General features: G+C 60.3%; 18 protein-coding genes and 1 pseudogene. 14 read left to right on the top strand and 5 right to left on the bottom strand.

The features are described from left to right. Positions 1-119 precede the first annotated feature (119 nt). Positions 120-707 (top strand): BglII/BstYI family type II restriction endonuclease, encoded by a 588-nt coding sequence (locus N7650_RS19710; RefSeq protein ID WP_083316446.1) that lies wholly within the window; start codon positions 120-122, stop codon positions 705-707. A gap of 727 nt (positions 708-1,434) precedes the next feature. On the opposite strand, the pseudogene N7650_RS19705 reads toward N7650_RS19710, so the two are convergent. After that, positions 1,435-2,121, bottom strand: a pseudogene (locus N7650_RS19705) (DNA-processing protein DprA); the annotation flags it as partial. Positions 2,122-2,318: 197 nt separating this feature from the next. On the opposite strand from N7650_RS19705, the gene def reads away from it, so the two are divergent. Genes def through N7650_RS19680 form a run of 5 tightly spaced genes read left to right on the top strand, consistent with a single transcriptional unit; the run spans position 2,319 to position 6,842 of the window. Beyond that, complete coding sequence (def, locus tag N7650_RS19700) at positions 2,319-2,825, top strand: peptide deformylase (RefSeq protein WP_009401839.1); 507 nt, start codon at positions 2,319-2,321, stop codon at positions 2,823-2,825. 58 nt (positions 2,826-2,883) lie between these two features. Continuing rightward, positions 2,884-3,816, top strand: coding sequence for a methionyl-tRNA formyltransferase (fmt, locus tag N7650_RS19695; RefSeq protein WP_279899646.1), 933 nt, complete (start codon positions 2,884-2,886; stop codon positions 3,814-3,816). Further along, positions 3,813-5,123 (top strand): 16S rRNA (cytosine(967)-C(5))-methyltransferase RsmB, encoded by a 1,311-nt coding sequence (gene rsmB / locus N7650_RS19690; RefSeq protein WP_279899645.1) that lies wholly within the window; start codon positions 3,813-3,815, stop codon positions 5,121-5,123. Before fmt ends, rsmB begins: the two co-directional genes overlap by 4 nt. 19 nt (positions 5,124-5,142) lie before the next feature. Further along, positions 5,143-6,516, top strand: coding sequence for a Trk system potassium transporter TrkA (gene trkA / locus N7650_RS19685; protein ID WP_064302146.1), 1,374 nt, complete (start codon positions 5,143-5,145; stop codon positions 6,514-6,516). 11 nt (positions 6,517-6,527) lie between these two features. Continuing rightward, a complete protein-coding gene (locus tag N7650_RS19680) occupies positions 6,528-6,842 on the top strand; it encodes a tetratricopeptide repeat protein (RefSeq protein ID WP_009401846.1) in 315 nt (104 codons plus the stop codon). Positions 6,843-6,953: 111 nt separating this feature from the next. Here the strand turns inward: N7650_RS19680 and N7650_RS19675 are convergent, their stop codons facing one another. Together N7650_RS19675 and N7650_RS19670 are read right to left on the bottom strand one after the other, a co-directional pair. Continuing rightward, complete coding sequence (locus N7650_RS19675; RefSeq protein ID WP_009401847.1) at positions 6,954-7,841, bottom strand: lysophospholipid acyltransferase; 888 nt, start codon at positions 7,839-7,841, stop codon at positions 6,954-6,956. Positions 7,842-7,880: 39 nt separating this feature from the next. After that, complete coding sequence (locus N7650_RS19670) at positions 7,881-8,432, bottom strand: DNA-3-methyladenine glycosylase I (protein WP_279899642.1); 552 nt, start codon at positions 8,430-8,432, stop codon at positions 7,881-7,883. An 82-nt stretch (positions 8,433-8,514) separates the two neighbouring features. Between N7650_RS19670 and glyQ the strand changes: the two genes are divergently transcribed. The 4 genes from glyQ to N7650_RS19650 all read left to right on the top strand — a co-directional run bounded on the left by glyQ (position 8,515) and on the right by N7650_RS19650 (position 12,888). Then, positions 8,515-9,462: a glycine--tRNA ligase subunit alpha gene (gene glyQ, locus N7650_RS19665; protein ID WP_009401850.1), complete on the top strand. Its 948-nt coding sequence runs from the start codon at positions 8,515-8,517 to the stop codon at positions 9,460-9,462. Next, positions 9,459-11,513: a glycine--tRNA ligase subunit beta gene (gene glyS / locus N7650_RS19660; protein ID WP_279899640.1), complete on the top strand. Its 2,055-nt coding sequence runs from the start codon at positions 9,459-9,461 to the stop codon at positions 11,511-11,513. Before glyQ ends, glyS begins: the two co-directional genes overlap by 4 nt. Before the next feature lie 3 nt (positions 11,514-11,516). Next, positions 11,517-12,050 carry a D-glycero-beta-D-manno-heptose 1,7-bisphosphate 7-phosphatase gene (gmhB, locus tag N7650_RS19655; protein ID WP_009401852.1) on the top strand — a complete coding sequence of 178 codons (534 nt, stop codon included), beginning with the start codon at positions 11,517-11,519 and terminating at the stop codon, positions 12,048-12,050. Between the two features lie 64 nt (positions 12,051-12,114). Beyond that, entirely contained in the window at positions 12,115-12,888 is a 774-nt protein-coding gene (locus N7650_RS19650; protein ID WP_009401853.1) for a lysophospholipid acyltransferase family protein, read from the top strand. A 175-nt stretch (positions 12,889-13,063) separates the two neighbouring features. Here the strand turns inward: N7650_RS19650 and N7650_RS19645 are convergent, their stop codons facing one another. Together N7650_RS19645 and N7650_RS19640 are read right to left on the bottom strand one after the other, a co-directional pair. Continuing rightward, entirely contained in the window at positions 13,064-14,686 is a 1,623-nt protein-coding gene (locus tag N7650_RS19645; protein ID WP_279899639.1) for an MFS transporter, read from the bottom strand. A 109-nt stretch (positions 14,687-14,795) separates the two neighbouring features. After that, positions 14,796-16,445 carry a GMC family oxidoreductase N-terminal domain-containing protein gene (locus N7650_RS19640; RefSeq protein WP_279899638.1) on the bottom strand — a complete coding sequence of 550 codons (1,650 nt, stop codon included), beginning with the start codon at positions 16,443-16,445 and terminating at the stop codon, positions 14,796-14,798. Between the two features lie 138 nt (positions 16,446-16,583). Between N7650_RS19640 and N7650_RS19635 the strand changes: the two genes are divergently transcribed. The 4 genes from N7650_RS19635 to N7650_RS19620 all read left to right on the top strand — a co-directional run bounded on the left by N7650_RS19635 (position 16,584) and on the right by N7650_RS19620 (position 20,860). Continuing rightward, positions 16,584-17,471 carry a LysR family transcriptional regulator gene (locus N7650_RS19635; RefSeq protein ID WP_279899663.1) on the top strand — a complete coding sequence of 296 codons (888 nt, stop codon included), beginning with the start codon at positions 16,584-16,586 and terminating at the stop codon, positions 17,469-17,471. A 790-nt stretch (positions 17,472-18,261) separates the two neighbouring features. After that, complete coding sequence (locus N7650_RS19630) at positions 18,262-18,663, top strand: hypothetical protein (protein WP_012269857.1); 402 nt, start codon at positions 18,262-18,264, stop codon at positions 18,661-18,663. A gap of 81 nt (positions 18,664-18,744) precedes the next feature. Next, positions 18,745-19,407 carry a hypothetical protein gene (locus N7650_RS19625; protein ID WP_226342902.1) on the top strand — a complete coding sequence of 221 codons (663 nt, stop codon included), beginning with the start codon at positions 18,745-18,747 and terminating at the stop codon, positions 19,405-19,407. A 925-nt stretch (positions 19,408-20,332) separates the two neighbouring features. After that, positions 20,333-20,860, top strand: coding sequence for a hypothetical protein (locus N7650_RS19620; protein WP_012269855.1), 528 nt, complete (start codon positions 20,333-20,335; stop codon positions 20,858-20,860). The last annotated feature ends 54 nt before the right edge of the window (positions 20,861-20,914 follow it).

Here is a 20,914-nt window from a genome sequence, read left to right as displayed (position 1 = left end):
GTTCTGGTGTGCTGGGCCGGCATTCTACCTCAGAGGGTAGCCCTGCGGATCGAAAGATGCTATAGAAAGGTGATCGTTTTTATAACCTAAAGTATTAAGAAATCAGGACAAGCGATCAAATGGCTATTGAAGCGTTGCCGCAGTTCATCAAGGATAATTACCAGCACATGGAATATAACCATGCAACGGCAATTCTCCAAACCGACTTCCCAAACGAGTGGCAAAACCTGCTTGAAGTTCTTACTAACTTCCGCTTGCTGCGAAGCGACGTTCGTAAGAAAGGCGGTAAGAAGTCACCCATCGCAGAAAAACTTGATTCTGACTTTTATTCAAAAGGATGGGAAGAGAAGCATTTTCAAACCAGCACAATTGTGGACGGAAACATTAGAGAGACACCTACCCACAAAGTAGATTGCTTCAAAAATAAAATTGCTGTCGAAATCGAGTGGAACAATAAAGATCCATTTTATGACCGCGACCTTAATAACTTTAGGCTGCTGTTTGACCTTAAAGCCATTAGCGTCGGAGTTGTAATCACACGCTCGACAGAGCTTCAAAAAGTCTTTAACGCACTGGGAAAAGGCGACTCCTACGGGCCGTCAACAACCCACTTCAACAAATTGGTTCCAAGGATTCTTGGTGGCGGTGCTGGTGGATGCCCTGTCCTCATTTTCGGCATCAATCGAAGTCTATACATCGAGGATTAAACCCAGAGAATAATAAAGCCCGCTAATTTGCGGGCTTTATTTGACTTACCAGTATTAAATGGTAAGTTATTAAAAGATGAAGCCCAAACGCATCACACATTTGGGCTTCGGGTTGATACTGATTCCGGCAGTTTCAACTGGTAATTAAAGTTATACCACATAAATTACCAAGTTCAAGACCTCCTGCCGAAAATCTCATAACCATAATAAATTCAGTATTTAGCCCTTGCATAGTTTTGGACAGGATTCCCGATCCTATCATTGCGATTTTTGGACTATGGAAGTCTAGGCCGTACAAAGGGGAACCCGGCAACGAAGGTGCCATCCCGCAAGCCACTGGAAACAGTGTTGAACAGGGAACCGGGACGCAGCAGATATTTGCGTTAAGTGTTCAAAGTTTAAGCGTCAGTATCAACGACTTAAACCCGAGAAAGGGACTCGCTTCCCCTAATCGGTAAGGCTGTCCTCCGAACGCTCATTTTTTAATGAGTAAGTAGGAAGGAGCAGCTTTGCCGAGAAGAAAGGCGAAGCCGCTTCGCGGCAATGCTGGTGGTTAAGAGCAAAGCGAAAACCCCCTAGGGTTTTCAAGAAACACGCACGTACACGTACATACACACATGCGACCCCCAACCCTCAAGAATTTTGTCCGGCCCCCAATCAGACGGATGCAGAGCCTCCGCCCGCTTGGCGACCTCTCTCATTTCACGCGGAGAAACATTTACCCGATCATGATGCGGTTGCGCCGAGGGAAGTTGCCAGGCTGCGGACCGGCATCCAGTGGAAACTCCGAAACCAGGGCGCTACCGCTTTCCAGCATGCGCCGTGCCAACGCGCGATGGCGCTGTGGATAAAGTTTTTCCAGCCCGCTGCCCAGTACACCAATCGTCGCACCGCCAGCGTCGATGGCGGCCTGGTGCGCAGCCCCGTCGATACCTAGTGCCAGCCCGCTGGTAACGACGAAACCAGCCTTGGCCAGGCTGCGGGAAAAGGCCGCTGCAGTGCCCAGCGCAGGTGGAGTTGCACGTCGACTGCCGATGACCGCCAGTTGGGGTTTATCTACAAGGGCGAGGTTTCCAGCGACGAACAGAAGCGGCGGCGGATCCGGTATTTCCGCAAGCAGGGCGGGGTAGCCGGGGTCGTCCCACATCAGTAAATGCTGGCCGGGCTGCTCTAGCCAGCGCATTGCAGCGCCAGCGCCGTCACGCACTTCGGCACAGCGCCGCGCTTCGTGGGCAGCCTGCGGCAGACCCAGCGCCGACCAGGCCGCTGCCGGCGCACTGAGCGCGGCCGAAGCACTGCCGAACACCTGAATCAATTTGCAGAAGCGTTGTGCGCCGATCTCGGGCAGCCGCTGTAAACGCAATCGCGCTTCCAGCTCGGCAGGGGGACAGACGGTAAATTCAGCGCAAGACATAAGACCATCCTTGATCTTTGGTGAGCCGCCCACACTTCACAACCTGTGGATAACTCTGTTGATAATGCTTTGAAAACTTTCATCGAAAGCCGGCAATTCAACCCTAGCCGACCTTTTCACAGGTGCCGAACGCGCTGAATCCCTTTATTATGTGCGTTCATGTTTGTCACCCACCGCACAGTGCAGCTCATACGCCTATGGCCATTCTGAACATCCTCGAATTCCCGGACCCGCGCCTTCGCACCATCGCCAAACCGGTGACGGAAGTGGACGACGCCATCCGCCAGTTGGTGGATGACATGTTCGAAACCATGTACGACGCCCCCGGCATCGGCCTGGCCGCTACCCAGGTCAACGTGCACAAGCGTGTGGTGGTCATGGACCTCAGTGAAGATCGCAGCGAGCCGCGGGTGTTCATCAACCCCGAGCTGGAAGAGCTGACCCAGGACATGGGTCAGTACCAGGAAGGCTGCCTGTCGGTCCCCGGGTTCTACGAGAACGTCGACCGTCCCCTGCAAGTCCGGGTCAAGGCCCTGGACCGCGACGGCAAACCCTACGAGCTGATCGCCGAAGGCCTGCTGGCTGTGTGCATCCAGCACGAGTGCGACCACCTCAACGGCAAGCTGTTCGTCGATTACCTGTCGACGCTCAAACGCGACCGCATCAAGAAGAAGCTGGAAAAGCAGCACCGCCAGCAAGCTTGATCCTCCTCATTCCTGAAGGCTTGCTCCGGCAAGCCTTTTTCTTTTAAGCGAGAACTGCATGCGCATCGTCTTCGCGGGCACCCCCGAGTTCGCCGCCGAACACCTCAAGGCCTTGCTGGCCAGCCAGCACGAAATCATTGCCGTCTATACCCAGCCGGATCGCCCGGCCGGGCGCGGACAGAAACTGATGCCAAGCCCGGTCAAGCAACTGGCTGTGGATAACGGTATTCCGGTGCTGCAACCGCCGACCCTGCGCAACGCCGACGCCCAGGCCGAACTGGCCGCACTGAAGCCCGACCTGATGGTGGTGGTGGCCTACGGCCTGATCCTGCCGCAGGTGGTGCTGGATATTCCCAGGCACGGCTGCATCAACAGCCACGCGTCGCTGCTGCCGCGCTGGCGCGGCGCGGCGCCGATCCAGCGCGCAGTTCAGGCGGGCGACGCCGAAAGCGGCGTGACCGTGATGCGCATGGAAGCCGGGCTGGATACCGGGCCGATGCTGCTCAAGGTGAGTACCCCGATCAGCGCCGAGGACACCGGCGGCAGCCTGCATGATCGCCTCGCCGAACTCGGCCCGCCCGCCGTACTGCAGGCCATTGCCGGGCTCGATGCCGGCACCCTGTCTGGCGAAGTGCAGGACGACGCCCTGGCCACTTATGCACACAAGCTGAACAAGGACGAAGCGCGCCTGGACTGGAGCCGTCCGGCCGACGAACTGGAACGCCTGGTCCGCGCCTTCAACCCTTGGCCGATCTGCCACAGCACCCTCGACGGCGAAACCCTGAAAGTGCTCGCCGCCAAGCCAGCCGAGGGCAAGGGCGCCCCGGGTGAAATCCTTTCCGCGAGCAAGGACGGCCTGATCGTCGCCTGCGGGCAAGGCGCGCTGTGCCTGACCCGCCTGCAATTACCCGGTGGCAAGGCCCTGAACTTCAGCGATCTGTTCAACAGCCGCCGCGAGAAATTCGCCAGCGGCACGGTGCTCGGCCAATGAACCCGCGTCTCGCCGCCGCCCGCGCCCTTGCCGCCGTGCTCAGCGGCAAGGCCTCGCTGAACAGTTCGCTGCCGGCGCAACTGGACAAGGTCGAGGCCCGTGACCGCGGCCTGGTCCAGGACCTCGCCTTCGGCACCGCACGCTGGCAGCCGCGGTTGTCGGCACTGGCCGAGCGCCTGCTGCAGAAGCCGTTCAAGAGCGCCGACGCTGATGTGAATGCGCTGATGCTGGTCGGCCTGTACCAGCTGTTCTACACCCGCGTCCCGGAACATGCTGCCATCGGCGAAACCGTGGGCTGCGCCGACAAACTGAAGAAGCCGTGGGCCAAGGGCCTGCTCAACGCCGTGTTACGCCGTGCACAACGCGAAGGGCAGACCATCTTCGCCGAGCTGGAGCGCGACCCGGTGGTGCGCACCGCCCACCCGCGCTGGCTGCAGAAATCGCTCAAGGCCTTCTGGCCGGAGCAATGGGAAACCATCTGCGCCGCCAACAACGCTCATCCGCCGATGATCCTGCGGGTCAACCGCCGCCACCACCACCGCGACGCCTACCTCGGCTTGCTGCGTGACGCCGGTATCGAAGCCGCGCCGTGCCGGTTCAGCCGCGACGGCATCGTCCTCGCCGAAGCCTGCGACGTGCGCAACCTGCCCGGTTTCGACCAAGGCTGGATCAGCGTGCAGGACGAAGCAGCGCAACTGGCCGCCGACCTGCTCGAACTGGCCCCCGGCCAACGGGTGCTGGACGCCTGCTGCGCCCCCGGCGGCAAGACCTGCCACCTGCTCGAAGCCGAAGAAAAACTGGCCGGCGTAGTCGCTATCGACCTCGAAGCCAAGCGCCTGACTCGCGTGCGCGAAAACCTCGACCGCCTCGGCCTCGATGCGCAACTGATCGCCTGCGACGCCCGCGACACCGCCAGCTGGTGGGACGGCAAGGGCTTCCAGCGCATCCTGCTGGACGCGCCCTGCTCGGCCACTGGAGTGATCCGCCGTCACCCGGACATCAAGCTGACCCGCCAGGCCGACGATATCGCCGCCCTCGCCAGCCTCCAGGGCGAACTGCTCGATGCCCTGTGGCCGACCCTGGAAGTTGGCGGCATGCTGCTCTACGCCACCTGCTCGACCCTGCCCACGGAAAACACCGAGGTGATCGCGGCCTTCCTCGACCGCACCCCCGGCGCCCGCGAGCTGGACCTGGCAACCGACGCCGGCATCCGCCAGCCACACGGCCGCCAGCTGCTGGCCCAGGAAGGCGGGCACGACGGTTTCTACTACGCCAAGCTGATCAAGATCGCCGCCGCACGCGGTTAACAAAAAGGGAAGGGAGCGGATGAAGATCATCATCCTCGGCGCGGGACAGGTCGGCGGCACGCTGGCCGAACACCTGGCCAGCGAAGCCAACGACATCACCGTGGTGGATACCGATGGCGACCGCCTGCGCGATCTCGGCGATCGTCTGGATATCCGCACCGTCCAGGGCCGCGGCTCGTTCCCGACCATCCTGCGCCAGGCCGGCGCCGACGACGCCGACATGCTGGTGGCGGTGACCAACAGCGACGAGACCAACATGGTCGCCTGCCAGGTCGCCTATACGCTGTTCCATACGCCGACCAAGATCGCCCGGGTTCGCGAATCGGCGTACCTGACCCGCGCCGGCCTGTTCGACAACGAAGCCATCCCGGTCGACGTGCTGATCAGCCCGGAGCAGGTGGTCACCCACTACATCAAGCGCCTGATCGAACATCCCGGCGCCCTGCAGGTGATCGACTTCGCCGAGGGCAAGGCCCAGCTGGTGGCGGTCAAGGCCTATTACGGCGGGCCGCTGGTGGGCCAGCAACTGCGCCAGATCCGCGCGCACATGCCCAATGTGGAAACCCGGGTGGCCGCGATCTTCCGTCGCGACCGGCCGATCCTGCCGCAGGGCGATACGGTGATCGAGGCTGACGACGAGGTGTTCTTCATCGCCGCCAAGGCCGATATCCGTGCGGTCATGGGTGAATTGCGCCGCCTCGACGAAGGCAACAAGCGCGTGGTCATCGCTGGCGGCGGGCAGATCGGCGAACGCCTGGCGGAGGCCATCGAAAGCCGTTACCAGGTGAAGATCATCGAGATGAGCCCAGCACGTTGCCGCTACCTCTCGGACACCCTCGACAGCACCGTGGTCCTCCAGGGCAGCGCCTCGGACCGCGACCTGCTGCTGGAAGAGAATATCGCCGATGCCGATATCTTCCTGGCCCTGACCAACGACGACGAGGCCAACATCATGTCCTCGCTGCTGGCCAAGCGCCTGGGCGCGCGCAAGGTGATGACCATCATCAACAACCCGGCCTACGTGGACCTGGTGCAGGGCGGCGAGATCGATATCGCCATCAGCCCGCAGTTGGCGACCATCGGCACGCTGCTGACCCACGTGCGACGCGGCGATATCGTCAGCGTGCACTCGTTGCGCCGGGGAGCGGCGGAGGCCATTGAGGCGATTGCCCATGGTGACGCGAAGTCGAGCAAGGTGGTCGGCAAGGCCATCGAGGACATCAACCTGCCGCCGGGCACCACCATCGGCGCGATCATCCGTGACGAAGAAGTGCTGATCGCCCACGACGACACGGTGATCCGCACGGGCGATCACGTCATCCTGTTCGTCGTGGACAAGAAGTACATCCGTGATGTGGAAAAGCTGTTCCACGTTGGCCTGACCTTCTTCTAAGGAAAGACACCATGCGCGAATCGCTGGAAAAGATGCTGGCCAAGGGTGTGGATAACGCCCTGCTGCGCTTTGGCCTGGGCAAATCGTGGCTGGACGAGGGCAATGGCGCTGAGGCGGCAGTGCATCTGGCCCGGTGTGTCGAGCTGGACCCGAAGTATTCGGCGGCGTGGAAACTGCTCGGCAAGGCGTGGCTGGCGGCTGGGGATAACCTGGCGGCACGGGATGCCTGGGAGCGGGGCATCGCGGCGGCGCAGGCCCATGGGGACAAGCAGGCGGAGAAGGAGATGGTGGTGTTTCTCAGGAAGCTGGATAAAGCCGGCAACTGAGTTGAATTCATCGCTGGCAAGCCAGCTCCCACAGGTACTGCACAAGTCTCAAGGTCTGTGCTGATCCTGTGGGCTGGCTTGTCGGACCGCCGCACCGCAGCGATAGGGCCCTCAATACCAGCGAGCCTCTCCAGCCGGCCGCTTCTTGAAGCGCTTCATGCTCCACATGTACTGGCTCGGATAAGCCCGCACATACTTTTCCACAACCTGGCTCATCGCCGCCGCCGAGGTCTCGGTGTCGGTGCTGTACATCGCCTCCGGCGCCGCTTCCAGAATCACCTTGAAACCACTGCCATCCGGCAAGCGCAGGGCATGCAGGAATACGCCCACCGCCTTGCCGCCGGCCAGCATGTTCGGCACGAACTTGCTGGTCAGCGCTTTGGTCCCGAGGAACGGCACGAAGATCCCTGCCGACTCGGCCGGCTCAGGATCCGCCGGAATGCCTACCTGGCCGCCCTTGCGCACTTCCTTGATGATGCTGAGGATGCCTTCCTTGGTCGAAGGCGCTACGCGGTTGCCCAGTTGCACGCGCTGCTCGCGCAGCAAGTCATCCACAGCCTTCAACTTAGGCGGCCGGTAGAAAATGATCGGTTTGCACTGGCTGCAATAGAAGTGATTGAGCACCTCCCAGTTGCCCAGGTGGCTGGTGATGCCCACCACGCCTTTGCCTGAAGCCAGGGCGTCCTTCAGCACGTCCAGGCCCTCGACCTCACGCACCAGGTCGATGGAACGCTGCGCCGGCCAGATCCAGGCGCAGGCGCTTTCGGTGAAGGATTTGCCGATATCCATCAGCGACCGGCCCACCAGCTTCTCGCGTTCGACCGGGTCCATCTCCGGGAAGCACTTGGCCAGGTTGATGCGCACCACCTCGCGCGAACTGTTCGGGACTTTCCACATGATCCAGCCGATGGCCGCACCGACGCGCTGCACGGCGCCCCAGGGCAGCTTGGCAAACAGTCGCAGCGCCCCGACCATCAAGGCGCCCTTGAATTTATCCACAGGCAGGTTCCTCCATACACAAGCCGAGCATTGTACCCGTCAGCGCAGCAGGGCGGCGTATCGATCGCAATCGGTGGTGTGGTCCATGACCATGCCGGTAGCCTGCATGAAGGCGTAGCAGATGGTCGGGCCGACGAACGTGAAGCCGGCTTTCTGCAGGGCCTTGCTCATGGCCTTGGCTTCATCGGTAACCGTCGGCACCTCGCCACGCCCAGCGAAGTGATTGATCTTCGGCTGCCCGCCGACGAACGACCAGAGCAGCGCCGCCGGGTCTTCCAGCGCCAGCCAGGCACGGGCGTTACGCCGTGCGGCATTGAGCTTGAGGCGGTTGCGGATGATGCCGGGATCGAGCATGCGCTCCTCGATTTCCTCATCGGTCATTTCGGCCAGTCGATGCGGATCGAAGCCGAACATCACCTGGCGATAACGCTCGCGTTTCTTCAACACGGTGATCCAGGAAAGACCGGCCTGGAACCCTTCGAGCAACAGCATCTCGAACAGTTGCCCCGCGTCGCGCTGCGGCGTGCCCCATTCGTGGTCGTGATAAGCCTGGTACAGCGGATCGTCGGTACACCAAAAGCAACGAGGCATAAAGCACCATGGGTAGAGGCAGGGGCGAATCGGGTTATACTCCCGCTCTTTATATTCGCAGCCCTAGAAACAGGTGAATTTCGTGAGCCAGCCTACGCCAGCCGTGCGTACCTTCCAAGACTTGATCCTCGCGCTCCAGCAGTACTGGGCCGAGCAAGGTTGTGTGGTGCTTCAGCCCTACGATATGGAAGTGGGCGCCGGCACTTTTCATACCGCCACGTTTCTGCGCGCCGTAGGCCCTGAGACCTGGAACGCCGCCTATGTCCAGCCAAGCCGTCGCCCGGGCGATGGTCGCTACGGCGAAAACCCCAACCGCCTGCAGCATTACTACCAGTTCCAGGTGGTCCTGAAGCCGAACCCGGCGAACTTCCAGGAGCTGTACCTGGGCTCGCTGAAAGCCATCGGCCTCGACCCGCTGGTCCACGACATCCGTTTCGTCGAAGACAACTGGGAATCGCCGACCCTCGGCGCCTGGGGCCTGGGCTGGGAAATCTGGCTCAACGGCATGGAAGTCACCCAGTTCACCTACTTCCAGCAGGTTGGCGGCATCGAGTGCCTGCCGGTCACCGGCGAGATCACCTACGGTCTCGAGCGCCTGGCCATGTACCTGCAGGGCGTCGATTCGGTGTATGACCTGGTCTGGACCGACGGCCCGTTCGGCAAGGTCACCTACGGCGACGTGTTCCACCAGAACGAAGTGGAGCAGTCGACCTACAACTTCGAGCACGCCAACGTCGAGAAGCTGTTCGAACTGTTCGACTTCTATGAAAGCGAAGCGAACCGCCTGATCGAGCTGGAGCTGCCGCTGCCGACCTACGAAATGGTCCTCAAGGCCTCGCACACCTTCAACCTGCTGGACGCCCGCCGCGCCATCTCGGTGACCGAGCGCCAGCGTTACATCCTGCGCGTGCGCACCCTGGCCCGGGCCGTGGCCCAGAGCTACCTGCAAGCCCGTGCCCGCCTCGGCTTCCCGATGGCAACCCCTGAACTGCGTGATGAAGTGTTGGCCAAGCTGGAGGCTGCGGAATGAGTGCTCAAGATTTCCTGGTTGAACTGGGCACCGAAGAACTGCCACCGAAAGCCCTCGCCAGCCTAGGCGACGCATTCCTTGCCGGCATCGAGAAGGGCCTGCAGGCTGCCGGCCTGAACTACAGCGCCAAGCACGTCTATGCCGCACCACGCCGCCTGGCCGTTCTGATTCGTGACCTGGACACCCAGCAGCCGGATCGCAGCATCAACGTCGACGGCCCGCCCCGCCAGGCTGCCTTCGACGCCGAAGGCAACCCGACCCAGGCCGCCCTGGGCTTCGCCAAGAAATGCGGTGTCGACCTGTCCGAGATCGACCAGAGCGGCGCCAAGCTGCGCTTCTCCCAGCATATCCCGGGCAAGGCGACCGCCAGCCTGCTGCCGACCATCGTCGAGGATTCGCTGAACGACCTGCCGATTCCCAAGCGCATGCGCTGGGGTGCCCGCAAGGAAGAGTTCGTGCGTCCGACCCAGTGGCTGGTAATGCTGCTCGGCGACGACGTGGTCGATTGCACCATCCTCGCCCAGAAAGCCGGCCGTGAATCCCGTGGCCACCGCTTCCACCACCCGGAAAACGTGCGCATCTCCGCCCCGGCCAACTACCAGGAAGACCTGCGCAAGGCCTACGTCCTGGCTGATTTCAACGAGCGCCGCGAGCTGATCAGCAAGCGTACCGCCGAGCTGGCCATGCAGCAGGAAGGCACCGCCATCGTGCCGCCGGCGCTGCTGGACGAAGTGACTGCCCTGGTCGAATGGCCAGTGCCGCTGGTGTGCTCGTTCGAAGAGCGCTTCCTCGAAGTGCCGCAGGAAGCCCTGATCACCACCATGCAGGACAACCAGAAGTACTTCTGCCTGCTGGACGTCGATGGCAAGCTGCTGCCGCGCTTCATCACCGTGGCCAACATCGAGAGCCGCGATCCGAAGCAGATCATCGAAGGCAACGAGAAGGTCGTGCGTCCACGCCTGACAGACGCCGAGTTCTTCTTCAAGCAGGACAAGAAGCAGCCGCTGGAAAGCTTCAACGAGCGCCTGCAAAACGTGGTGTTCCAGGCCCAGCTGGGCAGCGTCTTCGACAAGGCCGAGCGCGTCGGCAAGCTGGCCGCGTTCATCGCCGGCAAGATCGGTGGCGATCCGCAGCGTGCTGCGCGTGCCGGCCTGCTGTCGAAGTGCGACCTGGCTACCGAAATGGTTGGCGAATTCCCCGAAATGCAGGGTGTCGCCGGTTATTACTACGCACTCAACGACGGCGAGCCGGAAGACGTCGCCCTGGCCCTGAACGAGCAGTACATGCCGCGCGGTGCCGGTGCCGAACTGCCGTCGACCCTGACCGGCGCAGCCGTGGCCATCGCCGACAAGCTCGATACCCTGGTCGGTATCTTCGGCATCGGCATGCTGCCAACCGGCTCCAAGGACCCGTACGCACTGCGTCGCGCGGCCCTGGGCGTGCTGCGCATCCTGATCGAGAAGCAGCTCGACCTGGACCTGACCGACGCGGTGAACGTCGCCGTCGAGCAGTTCGGTGCCAAGGTCAAGGCCGCCGGCCTGGCCGAGCAGGTGCTGGAGTTCATCTTCGACCGCCTGCGTGCGCGTTATGAAGACGAAGGCATCGACGTCGCCACCTACCTGTCCGTGCGTGCCCTGAAGCCGGGCTCCGCCCTGGACTTCGACCAGCGCGTGCAGGCCGTCCAGGCCTTCCGCAAGCTGCCGGAAGCCGAGGCACTGGCCGCGGTGAACAAGCGCGTATCGAACCTGCTGAGCAAGTTCGAAGGCACCATCGCCAGCACTGTCGAGCCGAAGTACTTCGACAACGCCAACGAGTTCTCGCTGTACTCGGCGATCCAGCAGGCCGACCAGGCCGTGCAGCCGATGGCCGCCTCGCGCCAGTACGCCGAATCGCTGGCGCGCCTGGCCGCCCTGCGCGAGCCTGTGGATGCGTTCTTCGAAGCGGTGATGGTCAATGCCGAGGACGCCAGCGTGCGGGCCAACCGTTATGCCCTGCTCAGCCGCCTGCGCGGTCTGTTCCTGGGCGTGGCCGATATCTCGCTGCTGGGGTAAGCCTTGAAACTGCTGATTCTCGATCGTGACGGGGTGATCAACCAGGACTCCGACGCCTACATCAAGTCGCTGGATGAGTGGATTCCGATCCCCGGCTCGATCGAGGCCATTGCGCAGTTGAGCAAGGCCGGCTGGACGGTGGCGGTCGCCACCAACCAGTCCGGCATCGCTCGTGGCTATTACCCGCTGTCGACCCTCGACGCCATGCACGCCCGCCTGCGCGAGCTGGTGGCCGGTCTTGGTGGCGAGGTCGGCCTGATCGTCCATTGCCCTCACGGGCCGGACGACGGCTGCGATTGCCGCAAACCCAAGCCCGGCATGCTGCGCGAGATTGCCGCACATTACCGGGTCGAGCTGACCGGCGTGTGGTTCGTCGGCGACAGCAAGGGTGACCTGGAGGCCGCGCTGGCCGTCGATGCACAACCGGTCCTGGTGCGTACCGGCAAAGGCGAGAAGACCCTCGCCAAAGGCGTACCACCGGATACACTGGTCTTCGACGACCTGGCCGCCATCGCCAGAACACTTATCCACACCTGACGCGCCGGCCCTTGCGGGCGCGTTCTTACTTCGAGCGGGCACGCCCGCAACGGTACACGCTGCTATGTCGATCCTGCAGGCGATCAGAATTTTCCTGTTCTATGTGCTGCTGGGGACCAGTTCGCTGCTCTGGTGCTCGCTGAGCTTCTTTGTCGCACCGTTCATGTCGTTCCCGGTGCGCTATCGCTTCATCAATGTCTACTGGTGCCGCTTCGCGCTGGTGCTGGTACGTGTATTCCTCGGTATCAAGGTCAAGGTGACCGGCGCCGAGAACATCCCCGAGCGGCCTTGTGTGATCGTGTCCAATCACCAAAGCACCTGGGAGACGTTCTTCCTTTCTGCCTATTTCCAACCCTTGAGCCAGGTGCTCAAGCGCGAATTGCTGTTCGTGCCGTTCTTCGGCTGGGCCATGGCCATGCTGCGGCCTATCGCCATCGACCGGGACAACCCGAAGGTCGCGCTGAAACAGGTCGCGAGCAAGGGCGACGAGCTGCTCAAGCAGAATGTCTGGGTGCTGATCTTCCCGGAAGGCACCCGCGTGCCTTTCGGTCAGGTCGGCAAGTTCTCCCGCAGTGGCGCAGCCTTGGCAGTGAACGCCAACCTGCCGGTGCTGCCAATCGCTCATAACGCCGGCAAGTTCTGGCCGAAAGAGGGATGGGGCAAGCGTTCCGGCACCATCGAGGTGGTTATCGGCCAGCCAATGTGGGCCGAGGGCTCTGGCCCGCGGGCCATCGCAGAGCTGAACGACCGCGCTGCGGCGTGGAACGAACAGACCCAGCGCGACCTGGGTTCCCTGCCGCCACAAGCCACCACCAGCGAAACTGCCTCGGTGGCCTGAGGCGATCTGTGGATAACTTGTTGACAATATTTGGATGATCCGTGAAAAACGAACGCAACTTGCTGATATTCATACATATTTCTGGGTGTGAAGGTTTCATGTAAATCGTGCATAAGTTTTTTCGCGGAATTAAAAAACCGGCTTTTAAGCCGGTTTTTTTGTGCATGGGTTCAGCTCAGATCTTGTCGATATCCACATCCCGGGTTTCTTTCAGGCAGAACAGACCTACCACCAGGCTGACCCCGGTAATCAGTACCGGATACCACAGTCCGTAGAAGATATCCCCGGTGTATACCACCAGGGCGAAGGATACGGTTGGCAGGAATCCGCCGAACCAGCCATTGCCGATGTGATAGGGCAGGGACATCGATGTATAGCGGATGCGGGTCGGGAACAGCTCGACCATCACCGCCGCCAGCGGGCCGTAGGTCATGGTGGCGATCAGGATCATCACCACGATCAGCAAGACCACCATCGGCTGGTTGACGTTGGCAGCCTCGGCCTTGGCCGGGTAGCCGGCCTTGTCGATGGCGGCACGCAGGGCTGCTTCGTCGAAGCCGTCGATGCGCTGCTCGCCAACGGTCACCGCCACGGCACTGCCGGCTGGCAGGGCTTGCGAGCTGTAGGGAAGGCCCTGCTTGACCAGGAAGGTCTTCACCTTGTCGCACGGGCTGTCGAAGCGTGCCTTACCCACAGGGTCGAACTGGAACGTGCAACCGGCCGGATCTGCGAGTACCACAATAGGCGCCTGGCGGCTGGCGGCGTCGATCTGCGGATTGGCGTAATGACTCAGGGCCTTGAACAGCGGGAAGTACAGGACGGTAGCCAGCAGCAGGCCAATCATCAGGATCGGCTTGCGCCCCACGCGGTCCGACAGCCAACCGAAGAAGACGAAGAACGGGGCGCCGATCACCACGCTGATGATCAACAGCGAGTTGGCCTGGGCCGGGTCCATCTTGAGCATCTGGGTCATGAAGAACAGCACGTAGAACTGGGCGGTGTAGAAGGTCACCGCCTGTCCAGCGTTGATGCTGAACAGCGCGGTCAGTACCACCTTCAGGTTCGGCCAGGAGGTGAACGACTCGCGGATCGGTGATTTGCTCACCTTGCCCTGGGCCTTCATTTTCACGAAGGCTGGCGACTCGTGCATGCTCATGCGGATCCAGGTAGAGATCGCCAGCAGCACGATGGAAAGCAGGAATGGCAAACGCCAGCCCCAGGTTTCGAACTGGTCGCCACTGATATACCGGCTGCCCAGTACCACGATCAGCGAAAGCAGCAGGCCGAGCGTGGCGGTGGACTGGATGAACCCGGTATGGAAACCGCGCTTTCCGGGTGGCGCGTGCTCGGCCACATAGGTAGCCGCGCCGCCGTATTCACCCCCCAGCGCCAGGCCCTGGAGCATGCGCAGCACGACCAGGATGATTGGCGCAGCGATGCCGATGCTGGCGTAGGTGGGCAGCAGGCCGACAGCGAAGGTCGACAGGCCCATGAGCACGATGGTGACCAGGAAGGTGTACTTGCGCCCGATCATGTCACCGAGGCGACCGAACACCAGGGCACCGAAAGGCCTGACCAGGAAGCCTGCGGCAAAGGCCATCAGCGCGAAGATGAACGCCGTGGTGTCGTTGACCCCGGCGAAGAATTGCTTGCTGATAACCGCGGCCAGGGCCCCGTAGAGAAAAAAGTCATACCACTCGAAAACCGTCCCGAGGGATGACGCGAAAATGATCTTGCGCTCTTCGCGACGGCTGTTGGCCGTCGTGGTCGCGCCCTGTTGCTGGAGGGTGTCCGACATCGTGCTGTCCTCGGCCCCGTCGTGGGGGCACAGTGATTATTGTTGTTGTCCACTGTCGACACCGGTCGACTGCTGCCGGTGTCACTCTTGCGCGCCGCCCGGCCAAGGCTCAGGGCGTCGTTATCGTTGCTCGGTCACTACGCTTGCCAGCGGCCTCATGGCCCTGGCGAATCAGTTGCGCGGCCTTCTCCGCGATCATCAATGTGGGGGAACAGGTGTTGCCGGACACTATGTTCGGCATGATCGAGGCATCGGCGACCCGCAGGCCGGGCACGCCATGCACCCGCAATTGTGCGTCCACCACATCCAGCGGACCGCTGCCCATGCGGCAGGTTCCGGCCGGGTGGAAGATCGTGGTGCCGATCTGGCCGGCGGCCTTTTGTAGTTCTTCTTCGCTATCCAGCGCTGCGCCCGGCAGGTATTCCCTGGGCGAGAAGGGCGCCAGGGCAGGGGAAGCGACGATGGCGCGGGTCAGGCGGATGGCTTGGGCGGCAACCTTGAGGTCTTCGGCTGCGCTGAGGTAGTTGGGGTCGATCATCGGCGCCACGGACGGATCGGCGGAGCGGATATCCACACGCCCGCGGCTGACCGGGCGCAGGTTGCACACCGAGGCGGTGAACGCGGCGAAGCGGTGCAGCGGTTCGCCGAAGCGGTCCAGTGACAGCGGCTGGACGTGATACTGCAGGTTGGCCGAGGTCTGCTCCGGACCACTGCGCACGAAGGCCCCCAATTGACTCGGCGCCATCGCCAGTGGTCCGCTGCGGTCATAGAGATAACGCAGGCCCATGCCCATCTTGCCGAACAGGCTGTTGGCAACCTGGTTGAGGGTGCGCACGTTATCCACCTGGTAGATCAGGCGCAGTTGCAGATGGTCCTGGAGGTTACCGCCGACACCCGGCAGTTCGTGCTGTACGCCGATGCCCAGGCGTTCGAGCAACGGCCGCGGACCGATGCCGGAGCGCTGCAGGATGCCCGGAGATCCCACGGAGCCGGCGCACAGCAGGATCTCGCGACGGGCGCGGAAATCCTGCCACCGACCCTCCCGACGTGCCCGTATCGCCGCCGCACGACCGTTCTCGAGGAGCACCCGATCGACTTCGACGCCGGTGAGCACGTCGAGGTTGGGACGGTCAGCGACAGGACGCAGGAAGGCTTTGGACGCGTTCCAGCGTACGCCGGATTTCTGGTTGACCTGGAAGTATCCACAACCCTGATTATCGCCACCGTTGAAGTCATCGACGCTGGCGATACCCTGCTGGGCCGCAGCCTCGCGAAAGGCGTCGAGGATCGGCCAGGAATAACGCTGCCGTTCCACCCGCCACTCGCCTTCGCTGCCATGAATGTCCGAAGCCCCGGCAAAATGCTTTTCGCTGGCCTTGGACAGCGGCAGCACATCCTTCCACGCCCAGCCGGGGTTGCCTTCCTCTGCCCAACGATCGTAATCGCCGGCCTGACCACGCATATAGATCATGCCGTTGATCGACGAACAGCCACCCAGGACCTTGCCCCTTGGATAGCCAAGGCTGCGTCCGGCAAGGCCAGGCTGGTTCTCGGTCTTGAAGCACCAGTCGGTGCGGGGATTGCCGATGCAGTAGAGGTAGCCCACCGGAATATGAATCCAGGGGTAGTTGTCGCGACCTCCCGCTTCAAGCAGGGCGACACGGCAACCGGGATCGGCGGAAAGCCGGTTGGCCAGCAGGCAGCCAGCCGGGCCGGCGCCGACAATGACGTAGTCGTAGGACAGTTCGGCTGATGGCATTTCAAACCTCTCGCCTGATTTTTATTCTTGTCTTGCCTCAGTGTTGTTGATTACTTTCGAGTTGAAAACGAGAGATTTCACTCAACCGTTGTGCGTTTTAGCACAGCGCCAACGAGGCCAGCGATGAATGGGACCAACATGTTCGACTGGAATGATCTGCGGTTTTTTCTCGAACTTCAGCGCAGCGGCCGCCTGCTGACCGCCGCCAAGCGCCTCAATACCACCCACAGTACCGTGGCCCGGCATATCGAGAATATCGAGCAGAGTTTGGGCACGGCGCTGTTCGTCCAGCATGCCCAGGGCTATGAACTGACCCCATCCGGTCAGGCTCTGCTCAAGCATGCGGAGGCGATGGAGAACGTCGCGCTGCTGGCGCAGGAGGAGATCACCCAGGCGATTACGCCGCTCGGCAAGATTCGCCTGGGGGTCACCGAAGGCATCGGTATCGTGTTCTTCACTCCACGACTGAGCGGGTTGTTCGAACGCTATCCTGGGCTGGAGGTAGAACTGGTGGCGGTGCCGCGCTTCGTCAGCATCATCAACCGCGAGGCAGAAATCAGCATTCACCTTGAGCGGCCCAACGCCGATCTGTTGATCACCCGCAAGCTCACCGACTATCGCCTGGCGCTCTATGCCAGCCGCGAGTATCTGGCCCGAGCGCCCGCTATCAACAGCCGCGAGGACCTCGCTCGGCACAGCTGGATCGGCTATGTCGACGACCTGCTGTTCAGTCAGGAATTGCTGTTCCTGCACAGCTTCTGCAGGGCGCCGAACGTGGTGTTCCGCAGCACCAGTGTGATCGCCCAGCAGCATGCTGCTCGGGCGGGGTTGGGTATTGCGGTGCTACCCAACTACATGGCCCGGCACGACCCTGAACTGGTGCGCATCCTGCCCAGCGAAACCATCCAGCGCAGCTACTGGATCAGTACCCGCCGCGAACTGCACAAGTCCGTACGCCTGCGGGTGGTCTGGGATTACTTGCTGGCGCTGTGTGCCGAGGAGCAGGGCGAGCTATTGGCCGAGTAAGGGATACTAGGGATGTTTCACGTGGAACATTGCGAAATCTCGCGGCGTTATAAATGAAGAAGGCCAACCCCATAGGGTTGGCCTTCTTCATGCTTTGGTGAACTTCTCCCGAGTAATGTAGGTTCACAAAATAGGTGATAGGCCAGACCCCGTGAAATTGGAATCTTCGCCATTTTTTTTGTGAAATGAAGGGGTGCTTTTCACAGAAAAGCCGAGAAATCCCTACTCACCAATCACAAAAGTTGATTGGCCTGGAAAGGGCCGTTTACGACCGACGCGTGACTTTTCGGTAAGGGATGAGGAGTAGTCGCAGCGATCCTTTAGCTCCTAGTCTGGCGACCTTGGGTTCAGAATCCGACTGGCAATGCCCGCCGTCACTACTTCAGAGGAACCAGCTTCCTCTGCTGCCAAAATTGCGGGGGGCTCATGCTGGTACCCAGGCCCGACAAATGCGCAGTTGCAGCCCTCAATTGCAAGGCTATCCAAAGCGGCACGCGTGTCAATCAAGATCTGATGCATGACGATGGCCGGCCTCACGGAGGTGAAACCGGAGATTCAGATTGACTAAACCGACCCCGTAGACACCAACCTCCACGAAGGCCGCTATCGACCCAAAGCTGTCCTTCAAGAAAGGCAGCTAACGGCGAGAAGCGGTCATTTTGTATCTACAGGTTTCGGGGCGATTCACTCGTCTGATGCTCAGGAGCACCAGGATGGGCGTCAAGGAGGTGGTCATCTTGAGGTGGACTATGCTGACCAGTTGCTCTCAAATCTAATCGTGAGGTCCTCCATGGCAAACCCCAATCTGCTGGCTCTATTCAGAGATGAAGTCCTTCTGACCGGGCCTGAAAGCTCCCTTCCAAGCAACCTATCTCAGTTCTGGCTTGAGGAGCTCCAGAGTCATCTGGAGAGGTATTTCGACGGTTTGAACTCGGATTCAGATGCAGAAGAGAAGGATCTCGACATCTCTCTCCCACTCGCAGCGATCATCCACATCTTGTTCGCGAAGAATGGTGGGGAGGAGATATCCGAGAGCTCTGAAAAGCTGTACGAGTATTTCCAAGACTACCGGCTCGAACTGGCCCTTGAAGAGATCACGCGAAAGACTCATGTGGCTGCCGAGGCTGCAACCATTGAGACCATCTTCACCAACCGAGATGTCCTGGTGGAACAAGGCCCCCTTCTTCAATAGGTACCTCCACCGATGCCATCGCCGGCGGGCACGCTCCGAGGCATTGATGGAATGCATTTTGACGGCTGCCGAGATCAGCGAATGAAAGAAATTGCTGCGCCGATGTTCGATCTAATCGCTTTGTCGCTTCCACGAGGGTTGGGGTTTGGGGACAGCCCGCCAGTAGGGGCATGGCTTAGTGAGGACGGAATTTCTTGTGCCGCTCTAACCCGAAATATCCATTCCGGCAGCTTCGGAATTGTCACCTTGCGGCGTCGTGTCGATAGCGTGTGGGTGCTCCTCAGCCATAGTGAGCGCACCACTGGCGAGTCTGAAGCCCGCGCCTCAATCAGCCATTTTCTCTATACCCAAGCCCATCCGCTTCCACTCCCTTCAGGTGAACGACGACGTGCTCCTCTAAGCAGAATGGGTAAGCGCACACCAAGCGTGGTGTTCAAATCACTATTTGATCCAAGCCGCCGTATTGGGGCGTGGGCGCTGAATCAACTGTATCTCGCACTGCCATCCCCAGACAGAAATTGGGTTCCCGATTGCCAGACTGAGAATTTTCACACCCGCCTCTGGGAAGCCCACCTATTAGCGATTTTTCGTGAACAGGGACTCTTGGTCACCCAGCCTAAAGAATCACCCGATTTTCACATCGAGAATAGGCTGGGAGATGAGGCCTGGGTTGAAGCAGTGACAGCCAACCCGGAAGAGCGGTATGAGCATTTTGGCGCCTCGCCGGTCCCCCCCACCCGCTGACCGACATGAGCGTTTCTTAGGAGCGGCTGCAGAAAGGTTTGCGAGGACCATCCAAAACAAATTGGACAAGCGTTACGAATCCCTACCGCACGTGGAGGGTAAGCCGCTCATTCTGGCCTTAGCCGATTTCCATGCGCCCAGTTCAATGCTGTGGAGCAGGGAGTCGCTCATCAGCTATCTCTATGGCTTTGCAGTTCACTCATCTGCGCATCGTGGTACGCACCTGATAACTGTGGAGGAAGAGACATCTCTGCTATCAGGGCGCCCCAACGGCCTATTTACGCTAATGGAAAATGCCCATCTTTCAGCGGTCATTTTCACCAATGCCTGCACAGTGCCAAAGCTCAGCCGAGTGCCGATCTCAGGTGGAGCTCATCTAGACGGGTACCGATACTTGCGGTTTGGTGAGTTTTTCGACCGTTCTCCGGGAGCATCACGAGGTATCCCATTTCTGTTGGATGTAGCGTCCAGCGACTACGGTCAGCTCTGGCCGCAATATGGCTACGAGCCGTGGTCTGCTGAAGTGGAGGTATTCCATAACCCTATGGCACTATACCCGGTGCCTAATGAGTTGATACCAGAAGTCACCCACTGGAGAGAAGTAAACGGAAGAGTCGAGTGCGAATCTTTCTTTGATGTATCCATACTCCGATCCAGAACACTCGTCCTCAGTGCAAACGCTAAGGTTCCGTCACTCGATGAGTTGCTGACAGCAGCCAGTCCTCCAGAGCTCTGACGGCGGCGGGGTGGCCGCATCGTTGCCACGCAGGTAGATGAGAATTTCTCAGCAAGCTACCCAGCCAGGGGAAGGACATGAGATCCCCTGCGCAATTCAGGACCGTTGAAGCGTCACCTCTCTTCGGGTAAAAGCATGACCGTCATACAACGCTACAACAGCGTCATACCCGAGAGCATAGGAAGAAAAATGTCGATCCAAGGACTAAAACGATACTTTGGAAACAAGATTCACGCAGTGATAATGATGGCCCCGCTTAAGCGGGAAATGATACGCCTCGGCATATGCACCCTTATGGCGATTATTCTGAATATCATCTTGTATACCGGCGTTGAAGTAGACGGCACCATCAAGCCGTGGGCAGAAACCCCGATAAAACTGTTTGCATCGTCGATGTTATTCGCCTTCATGATCAAGGCTTTTCTGCCAGTTCTCGGCTGGACGATACTGAAAGCAATGCTGTTGAGTGCGAACAATGCCTTCAGCGGCATACTGAGTTTTTTGGGCAATCAGTTCACAGGCGTCATGTACTGTACCGGAATTATTATGGGTTCTATCACGATTAAATTGTATATGGTTTCCGGGGTTTTAGACTCTGAGTTTGCTTATCTGTCCGCAATCGTATTTGCTTCCGGGGTTTTATATTTCTATGTGCTGCAATGCGCCATTCAAAAAACAATGAGTCCGGCCCTGCGTACACCAGCAGTACCGCGTTAAACCACTAGGCTGTGACTATTCATCTCTGGTGCTCAGTAGGCGCTCGCTCTGCTG

It is taken from the genome of Pseudomonas sp. GD04058 (genome assembly GCF_029836855.1).
GTDB classification, from domain to species: Bacteria; Pseudomonadota; Gammaproteobacteria; order Pseudomonadales; family Pseudomonadaceae; genus Aquipseudomonas; species Aquipseudomonas bharatica.
The sequence above is the reverse complement of the archived record's forward strand: the minus strand, read 5'-3'. Positions and strand labels throughout refer to the sequence as shown.